Source organism: Arthrobacter sp. THG-b23 (assembly GCF_059091265.1).
In genome coordinates, this window is the sequence record NZ_JBNHGM010000001.1 from 508496 (window position 1) to 532017 (window position 23522).

A 23522-nucleotide genomic window follows, 5' to 3' on the forward strand; every position below is an offset into this window, starting at 1 on the left:
GGCTGCCGGCGCAATGCTCGGCCCCGCCGCCACCGCCGCTCCCACCCCGGTCGACACCGATTGGGCAGCCTCGGCCTACCGCGGAGGCATCGACGTCGTTGATGCTCCTGATGCCGACCAGCAGACCCTCGACGGTTCCGTCTTTGATGACAAGAACAAGAACTCAAAGCAGGACGTCAACGAACCGGGCCTGCGCGGTGTCACCGTCTCCAACGGCCGCGACGTCGTCACCACGGACAGCCATGGCCGCTACGAACTGCCGGCGTTCGACAACATGACCGTCTTCGTTACCCAGCCCCGCGGTTACCAGGTGCCGGTGGACGAAGACAACGTCGCCCAGTTCTTCTACCACCACCTGCCGGAGGGGTCCCCCGACCTGAAGTTCGGCGGCATCGCCCCGACCGGAGCGCTGCCTGACAAGGTGAACTTCCCGCTGGCCAAGAGCAAGCTCACCCAGTCCCCGGAGCAACACTGCGCAATCGGCGCCGACGTCCAGACCTACAACCAAAAAGAGATGGAGTTCGCGCACAACGGCGCCTTCGCCGACCTGGCCGCCCGCTCCGACTATGCCGGCTGCGGCGCGCTCTTCATCGGCGACATCGTGGGCGATGACCTGTCCCTCTTCGGGCAGACCCGGGAACTGACCGCCAAGCTCAACGGTCCGGCCCGGTTCCTGCCCGGCAACCACGACCTCGACTTCGACGCCCTTGACGGCGAGCACGAGTTCGACACTTACCGCAGCCAGTTCGGACCGGAATATTACTCGTACGACGCCGGCAAGGCCCACATCGTCGCCCTGAGCAACATCGAATATCCGACCGCGATCCCCGCGAAGAAGAGCAATTACACTTACGCACTGGGCGAACGCCAACTCGAGTGGCTCCGCCAGGACATCGCGAAGGTGCCCAAGGACCGGGTGATCGTGCTGGCCGGCCACAGCCCGCTGCTCGAGTTCTACTACAGCGACTCTCACACCACGAAGCAGCTGCAGGCGATTTACGGGATACTCGAGGGCCGCGAAGTCGTTTCCCTGGGCGGGCACACCCACATGTCGGAGAACCTGCGGGAGGGCGACCTCATGGCCGGCTGGCGCGACGAGCTCGGCGACGCGGGCTTGCCGTTCACCCATTTGACTGTCCCGGCAGTGTCCGGCCAGTGGTACAACGGCCGGGTGCTCGAGGAGGGCTTCCCCACCGCCATCCAGCGTGACGGGACCCCTCCCGGCGTCCTGACCCTGGACATCAAGAACACGGAGGTTCGCGAGCGTTTCACGGCCACCGGCGACGACGGCTCCGACCAAATGGCTCTGGGCATCAACTCCCCCGCGTACCGTGCCTGGTTCGACGAATACAAGAACCAGCGCGGCAAGGCCCCGTCCCCGGAGAACCCGAACGCGGTGGCACAGGGCGAACTCGGTGAGACCTGGCTGACGACCAACTTCTGGATGGGCTCCACCGGCTCCACCGTGAAGGTATCCATTGACGGCGGCGAAAGCGCCGAAGCCGCGCGTACCCAGTCGATGACCGCCGACGACGTCCCGCTGATTGGTGCCGAGTACACCGATCCGACCGCCACCATCGAACAGTTGGTGCACGGCGGCGGCCTACACGACCGCACCTCCCACCTGTGGCGACTCGAGCTGCCGGCCGGCCTGACCGTCGGCGAGCACACGGCCACGGTCACCGCGACCGACGTGCACGGCCGCGAGTTCACCGAGACCATCACCTTTGAGGTCGTCAAGTAACCCTGCCTGATATCCGACGGCGGTTGGTTGCGTTCCGCAGCCACCCGCCGTCGCTGGTCTCACCTCAGCTCGGCCAGGATCTCCCCAAGGTGCCGGGGACTGCGGCCGGTGGGGGCACCTAGGCTATCGCGGCCTTGACGAGCGCCTCGACCTTCTCCTCCACCGCGGGGGTCCACTCCACTATCGCGAACGAGACCGGCCACATCGGCCCGTCGTCAAGCGTGGCCGCGTCGTTGAATCCGAAGGTGGCGTAGCGGGCCTGGAACTTGGCTGCGCCCTGAAAAAAGCAGACGACCTTGCCGTCCGTGTTGGCGTACGCAGGCATCCCGTACCAGGTCTTGGGCAGAAGCTCCGGCGCGTTCGCGGTGACGAGTGCGTGAATGCGTTCGGCGAGGACGCGGTCTGCGTCGGGCATTTCGGCGATCGCGTTGAGCACGGCGCGCTCGTTGTCGGCCTTCTTCTGGCCGCTGCGGCCCTGTGCCTTCAGCTCCTGGGCACGCTCCTTCATGGCGGCATGCTCGGCCTCCGAGAAGCCGCCCGCATCTGACTTCTTAGTGGTCATCTCGATCTCCCTTGTACGAATCACGACCGACAGTAGCAGCCACGCGGGGCGCGGGCTTCTCGAATCCTGCTCGGTTCGCGAAAAAACGTAGCCGTCGGCGGGCAATCTGATATACGGTGCAGCGATACCTCGCGGCTACAGGGCGGGGGCTATTTACCGGAAGGCGCGGGGACATCATGGACGACGCACAGAGCCGCCAGGACCTGACCCTACAAATCGACCAGCGCCGTGATGACATCAGGGCCTTTCTTCGCCGCGCCCGTCCCAAGCGCAACCGCCTGACCAATGTCAGCATCGTCGGGAGCTCAGTCGTCGCCGCATTGACGGCGGGGCCCGGCTTCGGCCAAAACAACTTCAACTCGGCCGTCGCAGGCGCTTTCTCGCTGTCCAGCACTTCGGTCGTCTGGCAGGTCATCTGCATCCTGGCCTCGCTCCTCTCCCTTGCCGCCGCGATCGCGTCCGGCCTTGCCAACTCACGCAACAGCGCGGAGCAGATCTCGACGGCAGAGTCCGCCAGCGCGCAGCTCGACGGGCTGCTGACGGCACTGAAGTACGGCCAACTGCCGGTGGGCGATGCTGCGCGGCTCTATCAGGAATACAGCTCTAAAGCAGCCTTCATCGACTAGCCGGTGCAGCGACCAGGCCAACCTTGGCTTGAAGAGGCCTCGAAACCGGGCTGCTGTTGGCTACCGGACGCCCTTGATCTTGACTACGAAGACCGCGCCGAGCAGCCCGATCACAGCGGACAGTACGAACAGCGCCGTGTAACCGCCGAGGTAGAGGACGGTGGGGGCGGCGATCAACGGGGCGATGACCTGCGGCGACGAGGCCGCGATATTGATGACGCCCATGTCCTTGCCCCGGTCCGCGGCGCTCGGCAGCACTTCCGTGAGCAGGGCGAAGTCGACGGCCAGGAACATGCCGAAGCCCGCGCCGAGGACCATTGCCGCCCCGACCACGGCCAGCCACGCGGGCGTGATGGCCACGATGATCGAGGCCGTTGCGATGGTGACCGAGGACGCGATAACGAACGGCTTGCGGCGCCCCACCCGGTCGCTGAGTGGTCCCCCCACGACCGCCATCACCACCACCATGGCCGCATAGACGCCGGTCAGCAGCAGCACGCCGGCGGCCGGGTCCGGATGCCCCACGGCGTCCTGGAGGAAGAAGAACAGATAGAGGGTGAAGATGTTGTTGCCCAGATTGACCAGGAACCGGGTCAGCCACGCCCAGCCGAAGTCGGGGTGCTTGGCCGGGGAGATCCAGAAGCCCTTGAGGAAGCCGGGCCAGGCGAAGGGCGGGCGGTCGGCCTTCCGCAACGGGGTGTCCCGGCCGGCAATCACGAAAGGGATGATGCTGGCCAGCAGGAAGACGGCACAGTAGAGGTAACCGAGGACGAAGCCGCCGGCCAGATTGGCCAGTACCGCGCCCATCACAATGCCAAGCGTCTGCCCGATGGCCGCCAGTCCGCCGATCTGGCCGCGCTGCCGCCGCGGCACGCGGTCCGGGATGCTGGCCGTCACGGCTGCGTAGGCGCCATTGCACCCTGCCTGCACCAGGCACCAGCCGATCACCATCACCGCGATGTTGGGGGCGCCGGAAAGCAGCAGCAGCGCGGCGAACCCCAGGATGCCGCCGGTCAGCGCCCACGGCACGCGGCGTCCGAACCGTGAGGTGGTGCGGTCGCTCAGCGCCCCGAAGACCGGATTGGCGACGAGGGACACCGCGGCGCCGAAGCCCGTGGCCATCGCCAGTACGGCTTCCTTGTTCACGGCATCGAACGCCTGCGACTGCTGGGCCAGCAGCACCTGCAAGGGGCCGAAGAACGCCGCGTTGATGCCAAGGTTGGTCAGCAGGACGGCGGTGACCCAGCCGGCCCGGACCTTGGTGGTGGGTTCCCGGAACGCCGCGGGAAGGTCGAGCGCCGGCACGGGCTCGCGCGGTTCCTGGACGGACATGGCGACAACCCTCCTCACCGACGGCGCGGCATGGCCGCGGTCCCCTGTTGTTGCAACAGCGTACAGCCGCAGCCGCGCAGGCCGGTAAGGCCATGCGCCGGCTGCCGGTGGTGTCGCTGAACGGCAGTGTTGCCGCGGTGACGGGCATGCCCGTCGCGGTGACCGGCTGGCTTAACGCAGGCGTGCGGGACGTTATCTGCGGGGCGTCGCCCCGGCGGCCGGCCGACGGGGCTCTGCGGGACGTCAGCCTGCGGAAGCGGCAGCCCGCTGCCTGGCCAGCTTTTTCAGCCCGTGCGAGACCCGGACTGGCTCGGGCCAGCGTGGCGTCAGGTTGTCCCCCAGCGTGACGCCCTTGAGCTTGCGGCCGAACATCGGGACCACCCATTCCTGCAGCCAGTCGCGCTCGCGCCGGAGCGCTTCGCGCCAGCCCGCCCGCACCGGAGCCTCCAACCGCTTCAGCCTGAGTGTGTGATCCACGCCGAGGGCCTCGAGGACCCTGGCCGCCATGTACTTGTGCCCCAGCGCGGACATATGCAGCCGGTCCGTGTCCCACATCCGCCGGTCCTGATAGAGGTCGAACGCCCAGTGGTCCACCAGCACGGCGTCGTATCGCCGGGACAAGTCACGGACGGCCTCGTTGAACACCCAGTTGCGCCGCCGCATCGGCTCAAGGACCGGCGGGAGCATGACCTCAAAGCCGGTGAAAAGGATCAACTGCGCACCCGTTTGGGCCAGCCGGCTGACGGCGGATTCGTACTCGGCCAAGAGCTCGGGCATGCTGCGCTTGAGCTCCAGGATGTCGTTTCCGCCGGCATAGAAGGAGACCAGTGTGGGCTGCATAGCCACGGCCGGTTCCAACTGGTCAGCGACGATCTGGTGCAGCCGCTTGCTGCGCACCGCCAGGTTTGCGTAGCGGAAGTCCGGGTCCTGCTTGCCCAACTGCTTGGCCACCCGGTCGGCCCAGCCGCGCACGCCATTGGGGAAGTTGGCGTTGTAGTCCCCCACGCCCTCGGTGAAGCTGTCGCCCAGCGCCACGAATAGTCCTCCCACCTGCGGAAGACTAGCTGCGCCGGGCGACGTACCGGCAAACATGCGGTGAAGTTCAGCGCCGTTGCGGCCGGGTGGTCCGCTGCGGGGTTATAAGACCCGGAGCCCGGCGGCATGCCCTGCTGCCGTCAGGTGGCGTCGGGAACCAGCTCCGGCGGGTCGAAGATCCACGGCTCACGCGGCAGGTCATCGGGCCGGAAGTCGGAGAGCAACTTGTGCAGCGGCACATCCGGCAAATCCAGCGATGCCAGCAACAGGCCGCGCACCGCGGCCGCGTCCAGCCCGGCCAGCTCAAGTGCCCCCAATGTCACCGCGCCGTCGCGCTTGGCCAGGCGCCGCCGTCGTTCATTGAGGACCAACGGCACGTGGACGTATTCGACCGGCGGCAGCCCCAGCAGCACGGCGAGGTACGCCTGCCGCGGTGCGGAGGACAGCAGGTCATCGCCGCGCACTACTTGGTCCACGCCTTGGGCGGCGTCATCCACCACCACCGCCAGGTTGTAGGCGGGGACGCCGTCGTTGCGCCGCAGCACGAAGTCGTCAACGATGCCGGTGTAGTCGCCGTGCAGCCGGTCGGTGACCGTGTGGCTGGTGGTGGAAGCGCGCAGCCGCAGCGCTGCGGGGCGGAACTGGCGGCGCTCCTCGCGTTCGGCGTCGGTCAGGTTGCGGCAGGTTCCCGGGTAGGCGCCCTCCGGGGCATGCGGGGCGCTGGGCGCCACGGCAATCTCGCGCCGCGTGCAGAAGCATTCGTAGATCAAGCTGGCCTCCGCCAACTGCCCGAGGGCCTGCCGGTAGACCGCGGCGCGGTCGGTCTGGCGCACGACCTCGCCGTCCCAGTCCAAACCGATGGCCGCCAGATCCGTCAGCTGCCGGGCCTCGAACCCGGCTCGCGCACGGTCCAGGTCCTCGACCCGAACGAGGAAGCGGCGGCCGGTGCTGCGGGCGAAGAGCCAAGCGAGCAGCGCCGTGCGCAGGTTGCCGACGTGCAGTTCACCCGAGGGGCTGGGCGCGAACCGACCGGCGGGACTCTGGGCTGCTGGCACGTCCCCACGGTAGCAGGCCGGTCCCCGCCCGCGGGGGTGTTGCCGCGGCCTACTAGGCTGGTGCTATGAGCACACCCGACTCCCCCAGGGAAACCCCGATTGCCGTCACCGGTGCCACCGGCGAGCTGGGCGGCATGGTCGCCAGGATGCTGGCGGAGCAGAACCTTCCACAGCGGCTGATTGTCCGCGACCCGTCGCGTGCACCGCAGCTGCCCGGAACGACGACGGCGCCTGCCGACTACGGCGACAAGGCCGCCGTCACCGCAGCGCTGCAAGGCATCGAGACAGTGCTCATGGTGTCCGCCGCCGAAGCCGAGGACCGGCTGCAGCAGCATTTCACCTTCATCGACGCCGCCATCGACGCCGGCGTGCAGCACATTGTCTACACCTCCTTCATCGGTGCGACCGAGGACGCCACGTTCACGCTGGCCAGGGACCACTACGCCACCGAGGAAAAACTGCGCGGAACCGGCCTGAAGCACACGCTGCTGCGCAACAACCTCTACGCAGACGTCCTGCCGTTGTTCGCCGACGAATCGGGCGTGATCCGCGGTCCGGCGGGGGACGGGAAGGCGGGATTCGTGGCCCGCGAGGACGTGGCCCGGGCGGCCGCGACCATCCTGGCCGAACCCATGCCCCATGCCGGCTTTACCTACGAGCTGACCGGCCCGGAGTCGGTGACCCTGGCCGAGGCTGCAGCGGCCATCGCGGAGGCAACAGGCCGCCCGACGTCGTTCCTTAACGAAACGGTGGAGGAGGCCTACGCGAGCCGGGCGCACTACGGCGCCCCCGACTGGCAGCTGGATGCCTGGGTCAGCACCTACACGGCGATTGCCGCCGGGGAGCTGGACCTGGTGACCCACGACGTGGACCTGCTGACCGGGCGGCCGGCGCTGAGCCTCCGGGAGCTGTTCGGCGGCCGGGAGTGATCCGGAGCCGGGCTGTTCGGCGGCCGGGAGTGATCCTGCGGGAGCAGGTCGGCGGCCGGGACTGATTCGAGGTCGGGCCAGCGCTTGACGCTGCCGGCCGGACGGAGCCCCGCGCCCGGAAAGTGGAACCTAGGCGTTCCAGAGTCCGTAGGAGTCCGCGAGCGAAGAGATTTTCTCGGCGCGGGCGAGGCGCGGCAGATAGGAGCCGTCGCCCACCACCGCGCCGGCCGCGTGCGCATCGAGCAGTTCGTGCGCCCACTTGATTTCCGACTCGCTGGGTGAGAGTCCCTTGTTGATGGTGTCGGCGGCGTCGGTGAGCAGGCAGAGCTTGCCCGTCATGCCCATGGACGCTGTCACCTTGCAGGCTTCCAGCAGTTCGTCGCCGAGCGCGCCGACGGTCGGACCGTCGATGGGGCCCGGCAGTTGGCCCACGCGGGAGGCGACTACCAGCCGGGAACGGGCATACGCCAGGGCCATCGGTGAATCGCTGGCCCCGGTGTCCCGGCGGAAGTCGCCCACGCCGAAGGCGAGGCGGAAGGTGCCCGGCGCGCGGGCGATGTCGGTGGCGTTCTCAATGCCGACGGCGGATTCGATCAGGGCGAGCACCGGGGTGCCGGCCTGCAGCCGCATGGCGGTGTGCGTGACCTGCTCGGGCTTTTCCGTCATGGCCAGCATGACGCCGCGCAGGCCCGGCGCCTTGGACAGGGCGGCCAGGTCGTCGGCCCAGTAGTCGGTTTCCATGCCGTTCACGCGGACCCAGGCGGTCATGCCGGTGGACAGGGCCTCCACCACCCGTTCGCGCGCGGCGGCCTTGCCCTCCGCCGGCACGGCATCTTCCATGTCGAAAATGACGGAGTCTGCTTCAGAGGCGAGTGCCGGCCCGAAATTCGCTTCGTCCGCCGCCGAGGCCAGAAGCCATGAGCGGGACAATTTTGCGGGAAGGGCGGCAGCACGGCGGTTTCTTAAAGCGGACATACCCCTAGCCTAATGTTTCCGCCGCCGGGGCTACCAATGCAGGGGCGAATGCCGATGAGGCATGCGCCACGTGCGTCCGCGGCGGAGGTAAACCGGCGTCAGAGAGATGCCGGGCGGCGGCGTTAGGTAACCCGGCGTCAGAGAGACGCCGGGCGGCGTCCGCGCCGCCGGCGGGCCACAACGATGGCGGCGACCACCACTGCTGCCAGCAGCACTACGACGGCGATGCCAAGCGGGGACCCGGCGGCCGCGGCCAGCCAGGCGTTGAGGGCAGCCAGGCCCACGGTGGCATACAGCACCGCCCACAACACCGAGCCGACCACGACGGCCGGCAGGTACCGGCGCAGCGGCATCCGGCCCAGGCCGGCCGTCGCGTTTACCGCAGTCTGGACGCCCACCGTCAGGAAGCAGAGCGCGACGGCGGGGGCTCCCCAGCGGGCGATGATAGCCTCCGCGCGGCGCATGGCCGGCGAATCCAACTGGCGGACCAGACGGGTGTGCCGCCCGCCGGCGGCCACTCCCCTGCCGGCCCAGTACGTGGCGTTGGCGCGCAGCATCACGATCACGAACAGTGCGCTGACCGCGTATCCGAAGGGGAGGCTGGCGATCTGCTCCATGTCAGACCGCGGGCTCCGGCCGATGCGGGGCGTTCGGAACACCCTTCAGTTCGGCGCAGAACGGTCTGCCCACGATGGTCTCCTCTGGAGTCGGCGGATATTCCCTTCCGCGGACGGAGCACGCTGTCCGTCGCGAACAGCAGTTTACGCTTACCTAACGCCGGGCCGTCAGGGAATGTCAATGCCGCCGCCGGGCACGTCCGCGGCAAGAACGACGACGCAGCACGCCTTCCCCGGTGCGGGCCGGGAAGTGTCTTACGCTGTCCCCATGGCCCAGCTGACTCCCCGCACCACCGATGCCCTCCCGGCCGCCCAGGCGCAGCGACTGCAGCGGGCGCTCGACGAGAGCGCCGATGTCACCGTTTTCGTGAACGGCACCACGGTGAAGCTGCCCGCCCAAGCCGCGGACGCCGTCGTCGATATGCTCCGCCGCTTTGCCCACGGCGATGCGGTGATGGTCAGCTCCGCAGTCGAACTGCTGAACACCTCTCAGGCGGCGGAGGTGGCCGGGGTGTCGCTGACCTACATGCGCCGCCTGACCGACGCGGGGACCATTCCGGTCCAGTACCGCGGGACCCACCGGCGGATCCTGCTCTCCGACGTGCTGGCCTGGCTGGAGACCCGGACCGCCGCACCCGACGCAGGTTCGGCGGACGCCGCCTCCGCTGCGGGTTAGCGGGCTCTTCCCGCCTGAGCCGGGGAACCCGCGCCCTACGGCATCCTCTTCCCGCCTGAGCTGGCAAACCCGCGCCCTACGGCGTCCTCTTCTCCGACTGTCGCCGGGCTGCGGCCGGCACCGGGGTGCACAGCCGGCGCTATCACCCCTAGGCTGGGTGCCACGGGCCCGGGACCGGGTCCTGAAGGACAACCAGAGGAGACTGTGACCGTGGCCGACCTGCTTGCTCCGCTCGTGACCCTCCGCAACGGGGCCAAGATGCCGCTGCTGGGACTGGGAACCTGGCCCCTGGACAATGCGGAAGCCGCCCGGACGGTCGAAACTGCACTCAACCTCGGCTACCGGCTGTTCGACACCGCGGAGAATTACCAGAACGAGGAAGGCGTCGGCGAGGGGTTGCGCCGCAGCGGGCTTGACCGCTCGGAAATCTTCATCACCACCAAGTTCAATAAGCAGTGGCACAGCGTCGACGGCGTACGGCAGGCTTTCGAGGCCAGCGCCCGGCGGCTGGGCGTCGACTACGTGGACCTGCTGCTGATCCACTGGCCCAACCCCGGGCAGGACGGCTACGTCGAGGCCTTCGAGGGGCTGACCCGCTTGCTGGAGGACGGGAGCGTGCGGGCCATCGGCACGTCAAACTTCAAACCAGCGCACCTGCATCGGCTGTTCGACGCCGGGCTGGTACCCGAGGTCAACCAGATCCAGCTGGATCCCCGGCACACCCGCGGGGATCTGGTGGAGATACACCGCCAACGCGGCATCGTCACGGAGTCCTGGAGTCCGCTCGGGAAAGGCGGCGACCTGCTGCGGGAGCCGGCGGTTCAGTCGCTGGCCGGCAAGTACGGCAAGAGCCCGGCCCAGATCGTGCTCCGCTGGCACACCCAGCTGGGGCATGTGCCCATCCCCAAGTCCGCCCGCCCGGACCGGCTGGCCGAAAACTTCGCCATCTTCGACTTCATGCTGGAGGCCGGCGAACTGGCCCGGCTCTCCACGCTGGACCGGGGCACCGGAGACATCACTGACGCCGACGCTTTCGGTCACTAGGCGGCGGACTGCGGGAACTGCTCCGGCTCCCTCCCGCTCTAGGCGCGCCAAGGTTCCAGTCCGGCTTCCCTCCCGCTCGAGGCGCGCCAAGGTTCCGGTCGGCTTTCCTCCCGCTCGAGGCGCGCCAAGGTTCCGGTCGGCATTCCTCCCTCCGGAAACCGCCGGCCCCGCCATGGCCGGCTTCCCACCGTCCCGACGCGAACCTCCGCCGTCTTGGTGGCACCGGCCACCAAGGCACAAATATGCAAAGGAATGAATGCTGGTGGGTTTGTGTTGCGCCTAGTGACACCGGTTTTAACTCAACGGTGTTCACCGCAGCCGCCGTGACGCTCGGATTAGCGCTACTGGCCGGCTGGAAGCAGTACAAAGGAGACAACAATGACTGTGCAGGACAAGGTCGCTCTCGTAACCGGCGCCGGCCAAGGCATCGGGCGGGCCATCGCTCTTCGCTTGGCTGAAGACGGCTTCAACGTCGCCATCGCCGATATCGAACCGCAGCGCGCCAAGGGCGAGGCTGTCGCGGCGGAGATCGAAGCCCTCGGGCGCAAGTCCATTTTTGTGGCAGCAGACGTCGCCAAGAGGGACGAGGTTGTTGCTGCTGTCGACACGGCCGCCGACCAGCTCGGCGGATTCGACGTCATCGTCAACAACGCAGGCATTGCCCAGATCAAGCCGGTTCTTGAAATCAGCGAGCAGGAACTCGACCAGATTTTCAATGTGAACGTCAACAGCGTGGTCTGGGGCATTCAGGCCGCGGCCGCCAAGTTTGAAGAGCTCGGCCACGGAGGCAAGATCATCTCGGCGGCCTCCATCGCAGCCATCCAGGGCTTCCCCATTCTCAGCGCCTACTCCGCCTCCAAGTTCGCCGTGCGCGGCTTCACGCAGGCCGCAGCCCAGGAGTTGGCACCCAAGGGGATCACGGTCAACGCGTATGCGCCCGGCATTGTGGGAACCGGAATGTGGGAGCTCATCGACAAGGAGCTCAGCAAGATCAACGGAAAGCCGATCGGCCAGAACCTCAAGGAGAACGTGGAGGGCATCGCCCTCGGCCGGATTGAGACGCCGGAAGACGTGGCAAAGATCGTGTCCTTCTTCGCCGGCCCCGACTCCGATTACGTCACCGGCCAGGTGCTGCTGGTGGACGGCGGCATGCTCTACAACTGACTAGGGCATGCGGGCTGTCCGCACCAGAGCTTGACGGGTGAAAACAGCCCCTGATGGGCAGGACACGCAAGGAAAGGATCAGGCCGGAGCGTTGGGGGTCGCTCCGGCCTGATCCTGTTGGGGGAGGTGTGGTTTTGGAGGCGGACGCCGGCGGGCTATTGCCACGCCTGGTCTGCCCAGGCGGCGTCGCGCGAGTAGTTGCTGCCGGTGAGGTTCCAGAGGTCGTCATCCTGGGCGTGCGCACCCAGCACACCAACCTGATCCAGGGATGATGATGTTCCTTCGTTCTGGACATCCGGACTCCTGATGGATTCTGGTCCAATCGACGAGAAACCGAACGGGCTCATTTTGTCCTCTTCTCCAACAGTGAGGATTCGACTTCGGGCGACCAGCCCCTGGCATAGACACCGAGTGCCGCTTCTTCCCACGTGGTGAACCCCAACCGGTTCATCAGCAAGTGGGCCTGGGAAAACGTCAATTGCTGCGCACTGCGGCTAACCCGCGCACGGTCCGCCCGGTACAGGTACGAGTCAAGGGTCCTGATCCAGCGGCGGCGCCAGTTCTGGACACTGCTTTCGTCCGCGGTCGCGGCCATCAAACGGTGCATCGGCGCGGTGCGGGCTACCAGTCCGGCGGTGAGGCTGTGGCGCGCCTTCGGGGCCGAACGGCCCAGCTCGGCCGTGGATACCCGCAGGTGGTTGTCCCAGCAGTACTCCCAGGACAGCCTGCCGCGGTCCGGCCACTGCTGCGCCTTCGGCCCGTACATCATGGCCCACGCTGCATCGCAGAGGAGCAGGGAAGCAAGCGCCGAACGTCCTTGGGCCTTGCTGAAACGCTGCGTGGCCCACATGGCCAGCTCGGAGGATAGTTCGAAGACCTCCTCCGCGAGTTCCAGCCCATCGGGTCCCCCAAAACGGTCCAAGTCCGCTTCGGGCACGGGGACGGCGGCATCAGCCGGCGAGAGGTGGATGGAATCCTCGCTGCCGGAAGGCAGCACGAAATTTTCCTGCGTGGTGATGCCGGGAAGGATGTCGAGGACCCGGTCCCGGGCCGCCAGCTCAAACCTTTGGAGGCTGTCGAGGATTGGACGGCGGCCCAGGAACCGGACCTTCACGTGAGGCCCCATCTGGTCGGCACTGTGGCTGAAGTACCAGCGGCCCACGCCTTCGCGGCGAGCGTGGGCGACCAGCGGTGTAACCAGTTCTCCTATGACTGCGTCGACTACGTCCTGCCTACCCGTGTAAATAGACAGAACCCACCAGTACGATTTGACGTTCACCGAACTTGTTGGGCGGATGGCTGTCAGCTGGCTCATGCGCTACTCCTGGTTCGATGTTCTGGTGGTTGGGGAGGGATAGCCGGCGTCATCCTGGTTACGGAATCAGCACAATGCCGATGAGATGGGGCGGCTTTTTACCAGTCCCAGATATAGGCGGAAGCGGTGGCGTTTTGAGAATGGGGAACCGGTCCTAGATCGGCCGCTACTGCCGGAGTGGCCGCAGAGACCGCCCCCAAGGCAACCAGCAGACCTGCCGCGATGCTTGCGATCTTCTTGAACATGTCATTCCCTTCACATGGCTTAGGTTCGTTCAGTGACAAATCCAGCCGGGTTGCTCGCCCCCGACATGTTCAAGAGTTCCGTGCTACTGCTACGCCTGTCCAGCCAATCCAGTTGCAACATCCGGACATGCCATGATCGTGCCTCATGGCTTGCGCTGTCACGTTCCGGACAGGTGGTCGAAACAGCCTGCTGCCCCGAGAACCCGGGGAAGGGAACGGCTCCACCGGATCAGCGGACAAACGTCGTGAGCCGGTGGCATAATGTGGCCATGGCAGGAAGTGGTCGGTAACAAAAGGCGCAAGATGCCCCAAAGAAGTGCTTTAGACTGACCACAGAGCGGCCGCACCGCATCGGAAATGGCAGGCCCTGCGTGATACATAATGGATCAACCGGAGGAGCGCCCTATGCTGAGCGGGACGGCATTCGAGGTCTATGAATTTGCTGTGGCCCACCCCGGCTGGACCAAAGAAACCATGTCCACGGCACTTGGCTACACCATCCGCGACCTCAACATCGCCATCGGCGAGCTGGTCAGCCGGCAACTGCTCCAGCAGCCGGCACCGGACGTCGAATGCTATGTCGCCATCTCCCCCGACGTTGCGCTGTCGCAGCTGGTGGACTCCGACGAACGGCTGCTGATCGACCTGCGCACCAAGATCAGCGGACACCGTGCGGACATGGCGGCCCTCGTGCCGACGTATTTGGCGGCCCGCAAACGGGTGTCGCTTGATTCCTCCGTGGAGGTCCTCGAAGACCCGGGAGTGATCCGCAAGCTGCTGGTGGACTATGGCCGGGACGTTTCCGAGCAAGTGCTGATCAGCCAGCCGGGTTCCGGCGCCTCCGCCGACGTCCACGAAGAGGGCATCCAAAAGGACATCGAACTACTCAACCGCGGGGTGGTCCGCAAGAACATCAGCCACGCCAGCACCCTGGACCACGTGCCCACGCGCAAAGCGGTCGCCGCGATTTCCCCGGCCGGCGGTGAGTACCGAACCTTGCCGTACGTGCCGCTGAAGATCATGATCTTCGACCGCAACCTCGCCCTGATCGGACGCCAACTGCATCCGGAAGACCGCGGCGCGCTGGTGGTGCGCGACTTCAACCTCATCCAGGTCTTCATCAACCTGTTCCACGTGGCCTGGGAGCTGGCCGACCCCTACATTTTGGACGGGCAGGACAACGCCGCCTCGGATCTCAACGGCATCCAACACTCCATCCTCAACGCCATGGCCGCCGGTTACTCCGATGAAGTGATTGCCCGGAGGCTGGACATCAGCGTCCGCACGTGCAGGCGCCACATTGCGTGGATGCTGGAGCAGCTCGGCGCGGAAAGCCGTTTCCAGGCCGCGCTCAAGGCCCGGGACGCGGGCTGGCTCTAGCTCGAGGCAGCACCAATAGAAAACTTCTGTTTCCTATCCCGTAACGTCTCGGGCTATCCTGTGTGAGTGACTTCACAGGATGCAGACCTTTCCGAGACCCTGCCCACCGAAACGGAAGTGGCGCTGGAGCGCGCCACTGCGGCGCACCGGCACGAGCACCTGTTCTCGCAGCGCGCCGCAAACATCAAACAATCAGCCGTCCGCGACGTCTTCGACATCTCGATGCGCCCCGGGCTGGTATCCCTGGCCGGTGGCAACCCCTACCTGCAGTCCCTGCCCTTGGAGAAGATTGCCGGCTTGGCGCAGCGGCTGATCGCCGAGCATGGGATGACCGCCCTGCAGTACGGCGGCGGCCAGGGCACCCCGGACCTGCGGCGCCAGATTTGCGACGTCATGGCACGGGAAGGGATCACCGGCGTGGATCCCGCGAACGTGGTCGTCACGGCGGGGTCCCAGTCCGCCCAGGATGTGGCCGCCAAGGTCTTCTGCAACCCCGGCGATGTGGTGCTGTGCGAGGATCCCACCTACGTGGGCGCGCTGAATACCTTCGAGGCCTACGAGGTCCAGGTGGAGCCGGTGTCGATGGACGAACACGGTCTGGTCCCCTCGGAACTCCAGCGCCGCATCGAAGAGCTGCAGGGCGAGGGCCGCAGCATCAAGTTCCTCTACACCATTCCCAGCTTCAACAATCCTTCGGGCATCACGCTGGCCGCCGAGCGCCGGCAGCACATCGTCGACATCTGCCGCGAGGCCGGCGTTTTGGTCCTTGAGGACAACCCCTACGGGCTGCTGCGCTTCGACGGCCAGCCCTTGCGGCCGCTGCGCGCCGATAATCCCGACGACGTGGTCTACCTGGGTTCGTTCTCAAAGATCCTGGCGCCGGGCCTGCGGATCGGCTGGGCCCTGCTGCCCGACCACCTGCAGCGGAGCTTCTACCTGGCCAACGAGGCGGTCACCCTGTGCCCGCCCACGCTCAACCAGATGCTGATTTCCGCCTACCTGGACGAGCACGACTGGGTGGGGCAGATCGATACCTACCGCCAGTTGTACGCCACGCGGTGTGCCGCCATGTTGTCGGCGTTGGACGAGTTCATGCCGGACGGGGCCACCTGGACCGAACCCGAGGGCGGCTTTTTCGTCTGGGTCACCCTCCCGGAGGGCGTTGACACCTACCCGCTGCTCTACGACGCGATCGAGGCCGGAGTTGTCTTCATCCCGGGAGCGGCGTTCAGCCCCTCCGAGGAGCCGTCCCGTCAGCTGCGGCTGGCTTTCAGCGCCGTGCCCGAAGAGGCCATTCGCGAGGGCGTGCGGCGGCTGGCGCCCGTCCTTGCAAAGGCTATGGCCGGCGCCGGTTCTTGAAATAGCGGTAGTACGCGTAGCGGCCGGCGAAATACAGGCCGATCACGATGATGATCCGCAGGATGGGGTGCAGGCCGGGCACCAGCCAGATCATGACGTAGCTGAGCAGGAAAACGGCCGCCATGGCCCAAAGGGTGCCCTTCCAGTCGATCCTGGGCACCCCGGAGTCGTTGCGCTGACCCGAGGGCCTGTTGTTACTCATGGCCCCAGTCTTTCACAGCCGGTACGCGGCCAACGGTCCGTCAGGGAATGAGGTCGTTGATCTGGCGCAGCGGATCCCAGACGCCGTCCTCCGAGTTGGACACCATGGCCAGGGTGAGGTCGTGTGCGGGAAAGTACTCCACGATGGCGCTGGCCCCGGTGTTGATTCCGTCCTTGGACAGCGTCCGCATCCTGCCGGCTGTAGACCTGAATTCGAGTCCGAACCCGTACTCCACCACGGTGTCGCCGTCCTTGTGGTGCTTCAACTGGGGGGTCAGGAAGGCCCGCGTGGATTCGGCCGACAGCAGTTTCCCTAACCTCGCCGCGTCCAGGAACACGGCGAGGTCGCGCGCCGTCGCGTGGGCGCCACCGTCCGGAGACCCGATGGGCGGATAACTGTAGATGTTCGACCGCCAGCCCGTCCCGTCCCGGGCCGGTTCCCAGCCTTCGGTTACATCCGGGACCGCCGCGCGCATATCGAAGAAACCGGCCGTCATCCCTGCCGGGGCAAAGACATGATCGACGACGTAGTCGCGGTAGGCACGGCCCGTCACCTTTTCCACAGCAAGGCCTGCCAGGACGTAGCCCACGTTGCAGTACCGGCATCCCTGCCCCGGCGCGAAGTTGGGCACCTTGTGCACGAACTGCGGCAGGAAGTCGGCGGTCTCCGTGACCGAGTAGTTGGGCCTGTCATGCCAGAGGGCCTCGTATGATTCGCCGCTTTCCTCATCCGCGTCGTCGGCGATGCCGGAGGTGTGGGTCAGCAAGTGCCTCAGGGTGACCGCGGCGGGGATCTGCGTGTCGGCCAAATCCACGTAGTCGTGGATCCGCGCGTCCAAAGCCAACGTCCCGGCATCGACCTGCTGCAGCACGGCGACGGCGGTGAATAGCTTGGTCACGGAGGCGACGTCGAACCGGGTGGCCGTGCTGACCGGCACGTTCCACCGCCGCGTGGCCACCCCGTAGGCTTCGTCGAGCAGGACCCGCCCGCCCTGCCGGACGTGGATGGCGCCGGAGAAGTTCCCGGCGGCCGCCGACTCCAATATCCCGGCGGCAGCGGCGGCACCGAAGGATGCAGTCATGAACCGACTCTAGCGCGCGGTCAGGCGCCTACCAGGATGCCGTCCAGGTCGGCGTGGACCGTGGCGCCCGGCCGGAACAGCACGCCACCGATCTCGACGGGAACGTCCGTTTCCCCGCTGCTGTTCTTGGCACTCTTCCGCGGGTTGCTGCCAAGCGCCTTGACGCCGAGCGGCAGCTGCGCAAGTGCCGCCCGGTCCCGGACCGCCCCGTTGATGATCACCCCGGACCAGCCGTTGGCCACGGCGGCCGCGGCGATCATGTCCCCCATCAGCGCCGTCTCCAGCGAACCGCCGCCGTCGACCACCAGCACGGCGCCGTGGCCCGGGGAGTTGAGGACGGATTTCACCAGCCCGTTGTCCTGGTAGCACCTGACGGTGCGGACGGGTCCGCTGAAGGCCGCCCGGCCGCCGAAGTCGCCGAACTGGAGCGACAGCGACGCCAGTTCGTCGCCGCGCTGGTCGTACAGATCCGCCGTGGGGATCACTGTAGGTTCTGCGCCGCGGGTCGCTGCGTTGCCAGCTGTCTCAATCACCTGATGGTGCTCCTCCTCGCCACACCGCGATCATAGCCAACCGCGGCCCGGCGGGCATCCGCGCGCCGCGCACCGCCCATTCAGCACGCGGCGGGCACCGCCCATCTGCGCGCGGTGCCAGCGCCCGGTCAGACCAGCATGACGCGGCGCCGCGCCCTCAATCCAGCAGCAGCGCCGGTTCTTCCATGATCGCCGCGACGTCTGCCATGAACCTGGCGGAAAGGTCGCCGTCCACCACGCGGTGGTCGAACGATCCGCCCAGCGTGGTGATCCAGCGCGGAATGACTTCGCCGGAGACCACCCACGGCTTCTGCCGGATGGTGCCGAACGCGACGATTGCGACTTCGCCCGGGTTGATGATCGGGGTGCCGATATCGATCCCCAGCGCGCCGATGTTGGTGATGGAGAGGGTGCCGTTCTGCATGTCTGCCGGCTTGGTCTTGCCGGCACGGGCGGTGGTGGCCAGGTCGTTGAGGGCGACCGCGAGCTCTTTGAGCGAGAGGTCCTGGGCGTCCTTGATGTTCGGGACCAGCAGGCCGCGCGGGGTGGCGGCGGCAATGCCCAGGTTCATGAAGTGCTTGACGTGGATCTCGTCGCCGGACTCCGTCTCCACCCAACTGGCGTTGACGTTCGGGTTGCGCGCGGCAGCCCAGATGACGGCCTTGGCCAGGATGAGCAGCGGCGACACCCTGACGCCTTCGAAGTCGCGGGACTTCTTCAGCCGCTGGACGAACTCCATGGTCCGCGAAGCATCCACGTCCACGAAGATGCTCACGTGCGGGGCGCTGAAGGCCGACTCGACCATGGCCTTGGCGGTCGCCTTGCGCACGCCCTTGACCGGGACCCGCTCGATCCGGTTGTCCAGCCCCTTGCGCGGCGTCCAGAACGTCGGGGCAGCTGCCTGCTCCGCCTCGCGCTGGGCCTGGTAGCTGAGCAGATCCTGCTTGGTGACCTCGCCGCCCTTGCCGGTGGGGGTGATGTCCGCCAGGTTGATGCCCAGGTCCTTGGCGGCCTTGCGCACCGGCGGCTTGGCGAGCACCCGGGTCAGCAGCCGCGTGACGGCCGCCTGGACGGCTTCGCCGCGGGCGGCCCCGGTCGCCGGGGCCGCCCCGGGAACCGCTGAGCCTTCGCCGGCGGGAACCGGCGGCACGTGCTGGGCCTGGCCGTGCGGCTCGGGCAGATGGATTTCCGCGGCGGTTGCGGCCCCGTCCCCGGACGGGACCGCGGAACGGCGCACCGCCGTCGTCGTTGTGGGAGAGGAAGCCGAGGCGCTGCCGCGGCGCGGGCGCCGCCGGACCGGATCCGCCTTGGGGCCGGAACCGACCAGCGGCCCGCCCTCGGCGGTGGCCTCGGGCACCGGCTGCTCCGGGACGGGAGCCGCGGCGCGCGGTGGGGCGGCGGGCTGCTCCGATGCGGCCGGCTGCTCCGGGGCGGCGGGCTGCCGGGCAGCGCCTTCGGCGGCGACGGCGAAGATCGGGGTGCCGACCTCTACGGTCTGCCCCTCCGGCACCAGCAGCTCCGACACCACGCCCGCGTAGGGGCTGGGCAGCTCGACCAGCGACTTGGCCGTCTCGATCTCCACGATGACGTCATTGACCGCCACGGTGTCCCCCGGCTTGACCTTCCAGGACACGATTTCGGCTTCGACCAGTCCCTCGCCGACATCCGGGAGGTTGAAAATCTGCGTGTTCGACATGGAAACTCCGATATCAGTAGGCGAGCGAACGGTCGAGGGCCTCGAGCAGGCGGTCGATGTCCGGCAGGTACTGTTCCTCCACCTTCGCCACCGGGTAGGGCATGTGGAAGCCGCCGACGCGAAGCACCGGCGCCTCCAGGCTCAGGAAGGCGCGTTCGCCGACGCGCGCGGCGATCTCCCCGCCGATGCCGCCAAAGGTCGGGGCTTCATGCGTGACGATCAGCCGTCCGGTCTTCTCCGCCGACGCCGTGATGGTGTCGAAGTCGATCGGCGAGATGGAGCGCAGGTCGATGACCTCCACGCTGTTGCCGTCCTCTTCCGCCGCCTTCGCCGCGGCCAGGGCCACCGGTACCAGCGGGCCGTAGGCGACGATCGTGGCATCGGTGCCTTCGCGGACCACCTGGGCGCTGAAGGCGTCGCGGCCGGCCGACTCGGTGTCCACCTCGCCCTTGAGCCAGTAGCGGCGTTTGGGTTCAAAGATGATGACCGGGTCCTGGCTGGCGACGGCCTGCTGGGTCATCCAGTAGGCGTCGTGCGGGTTCGAGGGGGTGATGATGCGCAGGCCGGGAGTGTGCGCGAAGAGGGCCTCCGGGGACTCCGAATGGTGCTCGATGGATCCAATGCCGCCGCCGTAGGGGATGCGGACGACGACGGGGGCCGACAGGAGTCCGGAGCTGCGGGTCCGGATCTTGGCCAGCTGGGTGGTGATCTGGTTGAACGCCGGAAAGACGAACCCGTCGAACTGGATCTCGCAGATCGGCCGGTAGCCGCGGAAGCACAGCCCGATGGCGGTGCCGAGGATGCCGGATTCGGCCAGCGGGGTGTCGACCACGCGCTCGGCGCCGAACTCGGCCAGCAGTCCTTCGGTGACCCTGTAGACCCCGCCGAGCTTGCCGATGTCCTCGCCCATGATCAGCGTCTTCGGATCATTGGCCAGGGCCTCGCGCAGCCCGCTGGTGATGGCCTTCGCTATCGTCATGGTGGTCATCAGCGGGCCTCCCCGGCGGCGTTGTCTTCGGTGGCGGAATCGGCGAAACCGGCCTGGTACTGCCGGTGCCACTCCAACTCCTCGCGGACCAACGGGTGCGGATCGGCATAGACGTTGGCGAAGTGGTCCTCGAAGTCCGGGGCCTCCATGGCCAGGACGTCGGCACGGGTGGTCGCCGCGAGCTTGTCGGCGTCTGCCGACACCTCGTCGAAGAATTCGTCGCCGGCCGTGTTGGTGCTGCGCAGGTACCGTTCCAGCCGCAACATCGGATCGCGCTCCCGCCAGCCCTCTTCCTCGGCAGCCTCGCGGTATTTGGTCGGGTCGTCGGCGGTGGTGTGGGCGCTCATCCGGTACGTGAATGCCTCGATCAGCACGGGCCCCTTGCCCGAGCGGGCGTGCTCCATGGCCCACCGGGTGACGGCGTGGACGGCGACGACGTCGTTGCCGTCCACGCGGATACCCGGGAAGCCGTAGCCGGTGGCACGGTTGGAGAGCGGAACGCGGGACTGGACTTCCGTGGGAACGGAGATGGCCCAGTGGTTGTTCTGGCAGAAGAACACCACCGGTGACTGGTTGGAGGCGGCGAAAACCATCGATTCGTGCACGTCGCCTTCGGAACTGGCACCGTCGCCGAAGTACGCGATGGCCACGGCGTCGTCGCCGTCGCGCTGGATGCCCATCGCGTAGCCCACCGCGTGCAGTGCCTGGGCGGCCAGCACCAGTGTGTAGAGATGAAAGTTCGCCTCCTGCGGGTTCCAGCCGCCCTGGCTGACACCCCGGAACAGCTTGAGCACGTGGGACAGGTCCAGCCCCCGGGTCAGGGCGACGCCGTGCTCCCGGTAGGTCGGGAACACGTAGTCCTGCGGTTGCATGGCCCGGCCTGAGCCGATCTGCGCCGCTTCCTGGCCGAGCAGGGGAGGCCAGAGCAGCAACTGCCCCTGCCGCTGCAACGCGGTGGCTTCCTGGTCGAACCGGCGGATCAGCGCCATGTCGCGGTACATCCCGCGAAGCGCCTCGCCGTCGAGGTGGGCTGCGTAGGGGCTGTACTTCGCATCGTCGCGGACGGTCCCGTCCGGGGCCATCAGCTGCACCAGCGCAGGCGCGTCCGAGGGGTCGCTGGACACCAGCGACTGCTCAAGTTCTTCGATGTCGAATTCCGAGGCGGGCAGGTGCTCAGCGCCCATACGAACTCCTCGCCGATCCGCTGCCTAAGCGGCAGAGATCTTCGCTGTTCATATATGCCGGGCCGGGAATACATTCCTGACCCGGCATATACCTGTCGTTTGTCTCGTCCTAGCCTAATGGCAGGTGCAGTGGGGGCCGGTGATATTACCGTCAGGAAACGCCCGGACCGTTTGTATAGTTCTCACAGACGGCCAGGAAGCGGGTGTTGGCTTCGACTTCGCCGATACTGACCCGCACGCCCTCCCCTGCAAAGGCCCGCACGGACAGTGCCTGCCGGCCGGCCAGCTCTGCGAACTCCTGCGCCCGGTCACCCAGCGGCAGCCAGACGAAGTTGCCCTGCGTCTCCGGGATCTTCCAGCCGAGCATGTTCAGTCCGGCGACCACGCGGTCCCGTTCGTCGACGAGGCTTTGTACCCTTTCTACAACTTCGTCGTAGTGGCGCAGAGAGGTGATGGCCGCATGTTCGGCCAGGCTCGACACCGCGAACGGGGTGGCCGCTACGCGCAGGTGCCGGGTGATCTCCGGCTGCGAAATGGAATAGCCCACCCGCAGGCCGGCCAGTCCATGCGCCTTGGAGAAGGTCCGGAGCACCACAACGTTGGGGTACTTCTTGTACATGGCTACGCCGTCCACCACCTCGGGGTCGCGGACGAATTCCGTGTAGGCCTCGTCGATCACCACGATGATGTCGTCCCGCACGCTGCGGACGAAACCTTCCACTTCCGCCGCAGTCAGCGCCGGTCCGGTGGGGTTGTTGGGCGTGCACAGCAGGATGACCTTGGTCCGGTCGGTCACGGCGTCCAGCATGGCGTCCAGATCATGCGAGCCGTCGGACCGGTTGGGGATCTGCACGCTGCGGGCACCGGAGAGTCCAACCATGATCGGGTAAGCCTCGAAGGACCGCCACGCGTAAATCACTTCGTCTTCGGTGCCGTCCTCGTGCTGCCCGGCAAACGTCTGCAGGATCTGCACCAGGGCACCCAGGCTGCCGGCGCCGGTGACCACGTCGTCAGCGGGGACATCCAGGAACCGGCCGAGTTCGGTCCGCAGCGCCGTGCACAACGGATCGGGGTAGCGCATGATGTCCGCCGTCTGCGCGTTCACGGCTTCCAGCACGGCGGGCAATGGAGGCAGCGGGTTTTCGTTGGAGGACAATTTGTAGGACTGCAGTCCTTGGATTGCAGCCGGCGGTTTGCCGGCAGCATATTTGGGCAGCCTGTCGAGCACCGGCCGGGGGTGGATCCGGACCGACGCACCTGCTGCCGGAACCGCAGCTTCCTTGATGGGGTTCTCAGGAGGAGTCATGCCTTAAAGGATACGTGCGCCGGTCACGGGCTTTTCCGCGCCCCGGCGCCGGATGTGGCAGCATACACGCATGGGAAAGTTCATTGTGCGGGTCGTCGTTAATGCGCTGGCGCTCTGGGTGGCAAGCTGGATCCTGCCCGGCCTGGCCATCGAGGCCTCCGCAGCGGCCGACGTCGCAGGCAACGAGTCCTTTGGCACGGTGCTGGCGTACCTGTTCATCGGCCTGATCTTCGGCCTGGTTAACGCCATTGTCCGGCCCATCATCTCCTTCCTCACGCTGCCCGTGACCATCCTGACGCTGGGCCTGTTCACCATCGTGATCAACGCCCTGATGCTCGTGCTGACGGCCTGGTTGTCAAGCTTCACGCCCGTCGAGTTCGTCGTCGATTCCTTCTTCTGGACGGCGATCCTCGGCTCGCTGATCATCAGCCTGGTCTCGCTGGTAGTGGGCACGCTGACCCGCACCCGCTGATG

At 67.0% G+C, this 23522-nt stretch carries 25 protein-coding genes; 9 read left to right on the forward strand and 16 right to left on the reverse strand.

The features are described from left to right. Positions 1-13: 13 nt before the first annotated feature. The gene (locus AC5RVD_RS02475; RefSeq protein WP_494126055.1) at positions 14-1744 is read left to right on the forward strand and encodes a calcineurin-like phosphoesterase C-terminal domain-containing protein; all 1731 of its coding nucleotides are present in this window, start codon (positions 14-16) and stop codon (positions 1742-1744) included. A 118-nt stretch (positions 1745-1862) separates the two neighbouring features. Here the strand turns inward: AC5RVD_RS02475 and AC5RVD_RS02480 are convergent, their stop codons facing one another. Beyond that, complete coding sequence (locus AC5RVD_RS02480; protein ID WP_494125842.1) at positions 1863-2306, reverse strand: iron chaperone; 444 nt, start codon at positions 2304-2306, stop codon at positions 1863-1865. 176 nt (positions 2307-2482) lie between these two features. Between AC5RVD_RS02480 and AC5RVD_RS02485 the strand changes: the two genes are divergently transcribed. Beyond that, on the forward strand, positions 2483-2932 hold the full coding sequence (locus tag AC5RVD_RS02485) for a hypothetical protein (protein ID WP_494112349.1): 450 nt from the start codon (positions 2483-2485) through the stop codon (positions 2930-2932). A 60-nt stretch (positions 2933-2992) separates the two neighbouring features. Here AC5RVD_RS02485 and AC5RVD_RS02490 read toward each other — a convergent pair whose 3' ends face one another. The 3 genes from AC5RVD_RS02490 to gluQRS all read right to left on the reverse strand — a co-directional run bounded on the left by AC5RVD_RS02490 (position 2993) and on the right by gluQRS (position 6354). Next, positions 2993-4264 carry an MFS transporter gene (locus tag AC5RVD_RS02490; protein ID WP_494125843.1) on the reverse strand — a complete coding sequence of 424 codons (1272 nt, stop codon included), beginning with the start codon at positions 4262-4264 and terminating at the stop codon, positions 2993-2995. A 243-nt stretch (positions 4265-4507) separates the two neighbouring features. Then, positions 4508-5356, reverse strand: a complete 849-nt coding sequence (locus AC5RVD_RS02495) for an SGNH/GDSL hydrolase family protein (RefSeq protein WP_494125844.1) — start codon at positions 5354-5356, stop codon at positions 4508-4510. 83 nt (positions 5357-5439) lie between these two features. Beyond that, positions 5440-6354 (reverse strand): tRNA glutamyl-Q(34) synthetase GluQRS, encoded by a 915-nt coding sequence (gene gluQRS / locus AC5RVD_RS02500; protein WP_494125845.1) that lies wholly within the window; start codon positions 6352-6354, stop codon positions 5440-5442. A 65-nt stretch (positions 6355-6419) separates the two neighbouring features. Between gluQRS and AC5RVD_RS02505 the strand changes: the two genes are divergently transcribed. After that, positions 6420-7283 (forward strand): SDR family oxidoreductase, encoded by an 864-nt coding sequence (locus tag AC5RVD_RS02505; protein ID WP_494125846.1) that lies wholly within the window; start codon positions 6420-6422, stop codon positions 7281-7283. A gap of 129 nt (positions 7284-7412) precedes the next feature. Here AC5RVD_RS02505 and AC5RVD_RS02510 read toward each other — a convergent pair whose 3' ends face one another. Then, positions 7413-8258 (reverse strand): HpcH/HpaI aldolase/citrate lyase family protein, encoded by an 846-nt coding sequence (locus AC5RVD_RS02510; RefSeq protein WP_494112344.1) that lies wholly within the window; start codon positions 8256-8258, stop codon positions 7413-7415. Between the two features lie 137 nt (positions 8259-8395). Continuing rightward, complete coding sequence (locus AC5RVD_RS02515; protein WP_494125847.1) at positions 8396-8875, reverse strand: DedA family protein; 480 nt, start codon at positions 8873-8875, stop codon at positions 8396-8398. 268 nt (positions 8876-9143) lie between these two features. Here AC5RVD_RS02515 and AC5RVD_RS02520 point away from each other — a divergent pair, with 268 nt between their 5' ends. The 3 genes from AC5RVD_RS02520 (at position 9144) to AC5RVD_RS02530 (ending at position 11759) form a co-directional block, all read left to right on the forward strand. After that, positions 9144-9551, forward strand: coding sequence for a helix-turn-helix domain-containing protein (locus AC5RVD_RS02520; protein ID WP_493980005.1), 408 nt, complete (start codon positions 9144-9146; stop codon positions 9549-9551). Positions 9552-9761: 210 nt separating this feature from the next. Further along, positions 9762-10595, forward strand: a complete 834-nt coding sequence (locus tag AC5RVD_RS02525) for an aldo/keto reductase (protein WP_494125848.1) — start codon at positions 9762-9764, stop codon at positions 10593-10595. A 378-nt stretch (positions 10596-10973) separates the two neighbouring features. Further along, positions 10974-11759, forward strand: a complete 786-nt coding sequence (locus AC5RVD_RS02530) for an acetoin reductase (RefSeq protein ID WP_494112341.1) — start codon at positions 10974-10976, stop codon at positions 11757-11759. Between the two features lie 155 nt (positions 11760-11914). Here AC5RVD_RS02530 and AC5RVD_RS02535 read toward each other — a convergent pair whose 3' ends face one another. The 3 genes from AC5RVD_RS02535 to AC5RVD_RS02545 all read right to left on the reverse strand — a co-directional run bounded on the left by AC5RVD_RS02535 (position 11915) and on the right by AC5RVD_RS02545 (position 13319). Then, positions 11915-12106 (reverse strand): hypothetical protein, encoded by a 192-nt coding sequence (locus AC5RVD_RS02535; RefSeq protein WP_494125849.1) that lies wholly within the window; start codon positions 12104-12106, stop codon positions 11915-11917. Continuing rightward, positions 12103-13074 carry a lantibiotic dehydratase C-terminal domain-containing protein gene (locus tag AC5RVD_RS02540; RefSeq protein WP_494125850.1) on the reverse strand — a complete coding sequence of 324 codons (972 nt, stop codon included), beginning with the start codon at positions 13072-13074 and terminating at the stop codon, positions 12103-12105. The genes AC5RVD_RS02535 and AC5RVD_RS02540 overlap by 4 nt, the downstream gene beginning before the upstream one ends. 98 nt (positions 13075-13172) lie before the next feature. Continuing rightward, complete coding sequence (locus AC5RVD_RS02545; protein ID WP_493989877.1) at positions 13173-13319, reverse strand: hypothetical protein; 147 nt, start codon at positions 13317-13319, stop codon at positions 13173-13175. A gap of 405 nt (positions 13320-13724) precedes the next feature. On the opposite strand from AC5RVD_RS02545, the gene AC5RVD_RS02550 reads away from it, so the two are divergent. Further along, positions 13725-14699 carry a helix-turn-helix transcriptional regulator gene (locus AC5RVD_RS02550; RefSeq protein WP_494112338.1) on the forward strand — a complete coding sequence of 325 codons (975 nt, stop codon included), beginning with the start codon at positions 13725-13727 and terminating at the stop codon, positions 14697-14699. Positions 14700-14765: 66 nt separating this feature from the next. Then, entirely contained in the window at positions 14766-16058 is a 1293-nt protein-coding gene (locus AC5RVD_RS02555) for an aminotransferase-like domain-containing protein (RefSeq protein WP_494112337.1), read from the forward strand. Here the strand turns inward: AC5RVD_RS02555 and AC5RVD_RS02560 are convergent. The 7 genes from AC5RVD_RS02560 to AC5RVD_RS02590 form a co-directional block, all read right to left on the reverse strand. Further along, a complete protein-coding gene (locus tag AC5RVD_RS02560; protein ID WP_494112336.1) occupies positions 16036-16260 on the reverse strand; it encodes a hypothetical protein in 225 nt (74 codons plus the stop codon). The genes AC5RVD_RS02555 and AC5RVD_RS02560 overlap by 23 nt on opposite strands. Before the next feature lie 40 nt (positions 16261-16300). Then, positions 16301-17341, reverse strand: a complete 1041-nt coding sequence (locus tag AC5RVD_RS02565; protein WP_494125851.1) for a serine hydrolase domain-containing protein — start codon at positions 17339-17341, stop codon at positions 16301-16303. A gap of 20 nt (positions 17342-17361) precedes the next feature. Further along, complete coding sequence (rraA, locus tag AC5RVD_RS02570) at positions 17362-17874, reverse strand: ribonuclease E activity regulator RraA (RefSeq protein WP_494125852.1); 513 nt, start codon at positions 17872-17874, stop codon at positions 17362-17364. A gap of 157 nt (positions 17875-18031) precedes the next feature. After that, positions 18032-19570, reverse strand: a complete 1539-nt coding sequence (locus AC5RVD_RS02575) for a dihydrolipoamide acetyltransferase family protein (RefSeq protein WP_494125853.1) — start codon at positions 19568-19570, stop codon at positions 18032-18034. A gap of 13 nt (positions 19571-19583) precedes the next feature. Then, the gene (locus AC5RVD_RS02580; protein WP_494125854.1) at positions 19584-20558 is read right to left on the reverse strand and encodes an alpha-ketoacid dehydrogenase subunit beta; all 975 of its coding nucleotides are present in this window, start codon (positions 20556-20558) and stop codon (positions 19584-19586) included. Beyond that, positions 20558-21742, reverse strand: a complete 1185-nt coding sequence (pdhA, locus tag AC5RVD_RS02585) for a pyruvate dehydrogenase (acetyl-transferring) E1 component subunit alpha (protein ID WP_494121391.1) — start codon at positions 21740-21742, stop codon at positions 20558-20560. Before pdhA ends, AC5RVD_RS02580 begins: the two co-directional genes overlap by 1 nt. 151 nt (positions 21743-21893) lie before the next feature. Next, the gene (locus tag AC5RVD_RS02590; RefSeq protein WP_494121392.1) at positions 21894-23048 is read right to left on the reverse strand and encodes a histidinol-phosphate transaminase; all 1155 of its coding nucleotides are present in this window, start codon (positions 23046-23048) and stop codon (positions 21894-21896) included. A gap of 70 nt (positions 23049-23118) precedes the next feature. Between AC5RVD_RS02590 and AC5RVD_RS02595 the strand changes: the two genes are divergently transcribed. After that, positions 23119-23520, forward strand: coding sequence for a phage holin family protein (locus AC5RVD_RS02595; protein WP_494112329.1), 402 nt, complete (start codon positions 23119-23121; stop codon positions 23518-23520). The last annotated feature ends 2 nt before the right edge of the window (positions 23521-23522 follow it).

What these genes read in the sequence shown, in the direction of transcription:
- AC5RVD_RS02475 (WP_494126055.1), top strand. Translation starts at nt 14, where the DNA reads ATGCTCGGCCCCGCCGCCACCGCCGCTCCCACCCCGGTCGACACCGAT.
- AC5RVD_RS02480 (WP_494125842.1), bottom strand. Translation starts at nt 2,306, where the DNA reads ATGACCACTAAGAAGTCAGATGCGGGCGGCTTCTCGGAGGCCGAGCAT.
- AC5RVD_RS02485 (WP_494112349.1), top strand. Translation starts at nt 2,483, where the DNA reads ATGGACGACGCACAGAGCCGCCAGGACCTGACCCTACAAATCGACCAG.
- AC5RVD_RS02490 (WP_494125843.1), bottom strand. Translation starts at nt 4,264, where the DNA reads ATGTCCGTCCAGGAACCGCGCGAGCCCGTGCCGGCGCTCGACCTTCCC.
- AC5RVD_RS02495 (WP_494125844.1), bottom strand. Translation starts at nt 5,356, where the DNA reads ATGTTTGCCGGTACGTCGCCCGGCGCAGCTAGTCTTCCGCAGGTGGGA.
- AC5RVD_RS02505 (WP_494125846.1), top strand. Translation starts at nt 6,420, where the DNA reads ATGAGCACACCCGACTCCCCCAGGGAAACCCCGATTGCCGTCACCGGT.
- AC5RVD_RS02510 (WP_494112344.1), bottom strand. Translation starts at nt 8,258, where the DNA reads ATGTCCGCTTTAAGAAACCGCCGTGCTGCCGCCCTTCCCGCAAAATTG.
- AC5RVD_RS02515 (WP_494125847.1), bottom strand. Translation starts at nt 8,875, where the DNA reads ATGGAGCAGATCGCCAGCCTCCCCTTCGGATACGCGGTCAGCGCACTG.
- AC5RVD_RS02520 (WP_493980005.1), top strand. Translation starts at nt 9,144, where the DNA reads ATGGCCCAGCTGACTCCCCGCACCACCGATGCCCTCCCGGCCGCCCAG.
- AC5RVD_RS02530 (WP_494112341.1), top strand. Translation starts at nt 10,974, where the DNA reads ATGACTGTGCAGGACAAGGTCGCTCTCGTAACCGGCGCCGGCCAAGGC.
- AC5RVD_RS02535 (WP_494125849.1), bottom strand. Translation starts at nt 12,106, where the DNA reads ATGAGCCCGTTCGGTTTCTCGTCGATTGGACCAGAATCCATCAGGAGT.
- AC5RVD_RS02540 (WP_494125850.1), bottom strand. Translation starts at nt 13,074, where the DNA reads ATGAGCCAGCTGACAGCCATCCGCCCAACAAGTTCGGTGAACGTCAAA.
- AC5RVD_RS02545 (WP_493989877.1), bottom strand. Translation starts at nt 13,319, where the DNA reads ATGTTCAAGAAGATCGCAAGCATCGCGGCAGGTCTGCTGGTTGCCTTG.
- AC5RVD_RS02550 (WP_494112338.1), top strand. Translation starts at nt 13,725, where the DNA reads ATGCTGAGCGGGACGGCATTCGAGGTCTATGAATTTGCTGTGGCCCAC.
- AC5RVD_RS02560 (WP_494112336.1), bottom strand. Translation starts at nt 16,260, where the DNA reads ATGAGTAACAACAGGCCCTCGGGTCAGCGCAACGACTCCGGGGTGCCC.
- AC5RVD_RS02565 (WP_494125851.1), bottom strand. Translation starts at nt 17,341, where the DNA reads ATGACTGCATCCTTCGGTGCCGCCGCTGCCGCCGGGATATTGGAGTCG.
- AC5RVD_RS02575 (WP_494125853.1), bottom strand. Translation starts at nt 19,570, where the DNA reads ATGTCGAACACGCAGATTTTCAACCTCCCGGATGTCGGCGAGGGACTG.
- AC5RVD_RS02580 (WP_494125854.1), bottom strand. Translation starts at nt 20,558, where the DNA reads ATGACCACCATGACGATAGCGAAGGCCATCACCAGCGGGCTGCGCGAG.
- pdhA (WP_494121391.1), bottom strand. Translation starts at nt 21,742, where the DNA reads ATGGGCGCTGAGCACCTGCCCGCCTCGGAATTCGACATCGAAGAACTT.
- AC5RVD_RS02590 (WP_494121392.1), bottom strand. Translation starts at nt 23,048, where the DNA reads ATGACTCCTCCTGAGAACCCCATCAAGGAAGCTGCGGTTCCGGCAGCA.
- AC5RVD_RS02595 (WP_494112329.1), top strand. Translation starts at nt 23,119, where the DNA reads ATGGGAAAGTTCATTGTGCGGGTCGTCGTTAATGCGCTGGCGCTCTGG.